General features: G+C 60.4%; 2 protein-coding genes. Both read right to left on the bottom strand.

What is annotated here, in order from left to right; genetic code table 11:
* A partial coding sequence (locus LC334_RS22940; protein WP_085802633.1) for an aminomethyltransferase family protein occupies positions 1–1,949 on the bottom strand: 1,949 nt, incomplete at its 3' end.
* Positions 1,946–2,329, bottom strand: coding sequence for a cupin domain-containing protein (locus tag LC334_RS22935; RefSeq protein ID WP_217809145.1), 384 nt, complete (start codon positions 2,327–2,329; stop codon positions 1,946–1,948). The genes LC334_RS22935 and LC334_RS22940, both read right to left, overlap by 4 nt.
* Positions 2,330–2,490: the final 161 nt, after the last annotated feature.

Raw genomic sequence — 2,490 nt, 5'->3', positions numbered from 1 at the left:
ACCATGTCCAGCGCCGCCAGGCCAAAGGGCGTCAGGCCCATCGGTTCACCCACCTTCCAGATCGCGTCAAAGACCTCGACCGCGTCGCGCGGATGACAGAACACCTCGTATCCCAGCTCCCCGGAATAGCCCGCGCGGCCCAGCACCACGGCCTTGCCCTGCACGTCGCCCAGACGGGCCACGGCAAAGCGGAACATGCCCAGTTCCTCGATGGTCGGCACGGTGGGCGCGGTGTAGAACACCTCTTTCAGGATATCGCGGCTCAACGGGCCCTGAATGGCGATGTTGTGCAACTGGTCGGTGGATGAGCGCACCCAGGCGTTCAGACCCAGCTTGCGCGCCTGTTCCTTGAGCCAGAGCCCGGAATCATCATTGCCCCCGATCCAGCGGAAATTCGTCTCGCCCAGGCGGAAGACGGTGCCATCGTCGATCATGCCGCCATGTTCATAACACATGGCTGTATAGACCAATTGCCCGACCGCGAGCTTCTTCATGTTGCGAGTGACGCAGTGCTGCATCAGCTTTTCAGCGTCCGGGCCGGTCACCTCGTATTTGCGCAGAGGCGACAGGTCCATGATCGCCGCTTTCTCGCGGCAGGCCCAATATTCGGCAATCGCGCCGTGATTGGACATCTGATTTGGCAACCAATAGCCCGCGTATTCGACAAAATCACGGGTATGACGTGCAAAGCACTCGTGAAATCCTGTTTGCTTGGTTTCTTCCAAGTCCGCCTCCGCTGATTTTCTATAGCCCATTGACCGACCAAACTCGTTTTCCGCACCGTAGGTGCGGACCTGAATATCTGTGGGGTTCCACCCGTTCGCCGGATCCACATCACAGGGACAGGCGGTGGAGATGCAGACCAGATCGGTCTGCGCCTGCAACAACACATAATCGCCCGGACGCGACCACGGGTCATCCATGCCAATGGCGTTTGTGTCGTCCAGCATGGTGTTGAAGAAGAAGTTGATCGCCGGCCAGCCACCACGCGGGCGGATGCCGTATTGCGCCAGATCCTTGTTCATATTGTCGGAACAATTCACATGACCGGGATAGCCCAGATCCTCATAGTAGCGCGCGGTGCAGGCCAGTCCGAACGTGTCGTGCCGCCCACAGGTATCGCGCACGACCTCGACCAGCGGCTCCTGATCGCTGCTCCAGTATTTCGAAAAGATGCCCGGCAGCGGGTACAGATTGCCCATCAGCGCGCGCGTCGTTGTGGGATCGATCTCGCGCTCAAGACCCTTGTCGAGGGCCCGCATTGAAAACGCCTGAAAGTCCGAACATTCACGGCCCTGCACATCCAGGATCTGGATGTACTCGCCCTTTTTGACCTCGTAGCTTTGCGCCTGCCCCGGCTGAACGTTGAAGTCCACCAGCGGATCGGCCAGCGGATCGGGCGGCGCCAGTTCGCCCTTGGGCAGGCCGGGATCGGCGCGGCGGATATAAAGGATCAGGTCGCTGGGCGGGTTCTGCTCGCCGGGGTGCATGGGCCCGCCAGGAGCAGCTACGATCAGCAGCCCATCACAGCCGGCGAAATAGGTTACCCTGTCGCCGGGATGAGAGCCATCGGTGAAAAACCTGACGGCCTCGGCGCGGCCCAGATCAAACCCCGCCTCTTCCAGCGCCTTGGCAACCCGCGCACCGGAGTCCGAGCCATTGGCCAGAACCGAGATCACACCATCTGGACGCCCCATTGTCTGGGCTCCCAACATGCCTGCGTCGGATTTGCCATCGGGGGTGAAGAACACCAGTTCTCCGGGTTGCAACCCGTCACGGTCCAGGATCGAGATTTCATCGCCTTTGTAGACAGGCACCGCGCGCGAGCCGCCACCGGGAATCGGGTGCCGCTCGGTCCCGTGTGGCAGGATCGGCAGGCCGGGTGTCAGAACACCCGCGCGCTCATATGGCGTTTCAAAGACAGGGCTGATCGTGGTGCTGACATTCATGTCAGGGCCTCCAGTTCCGATTTGGAGATATTGTCGACCACGCCGCGATGGGTGACGACGATCTTGCAGCCCGAGGGCGAATGGCTGTCATGCGCAGAGCCACCCGAAAGCGATATGAAGTCACCGGCGCGGTAGGTGGTGCCATCGCAATCCACCAGATCACCTTCGACCATATAAAACTCTTCCGGGCCGTTATGGCGGTGCGGGTTCGATTTGGCTCCGGGACCCATGATCATCAAATAACTGCCCTGCCCGGTGGCACTCTCATACGAGATATTGTGCCACCAGCAGCCTTCCAACGCTTCGCCATCCAGCATCATCGGCTCGAACACATCGCGATTGAACGCAGCGATTGTGCGATGTTCGTCCAGTCGCCCCATCAGCCCAGACCCAATGCCTCTTTGCGCCTTTGGGCCCAGCTCATGACCGTCAGATCAAAGGTCAGCGCCATCAGGGCGACGTTCATGCCCAGCACAAAATTCTTGCCCAGATCGGTGCCCGCCAGGGTGCGTTGCAATTCCTGGCCAAGATCCTGCGTGCC

Origin of the sequence: Roseovarius aestuarii, from assembly GCF_019966515.1 — a bacterium.
Taxonomy (GTDB): Bacteria; Pseudomonadota; Alphaproteobacteria; order Rhodobacterales; family Rhodobacteraceae; genus Roseovarius; species Roseovarius aestuarii.
This window is presented reverse-complemented; position numbering and strand designations above follow the sequence as displayed.

Bases quoted from the DNA above. Each gene is read 5' to 3' on its own strand.
- LC334_RS22935 (WP_217809145.1), bottom strand. From the start codon at position 2,329: ATGGGGCGACTGGACGAACATCGCACAATCGCTGCGTTCAATCGCGAT.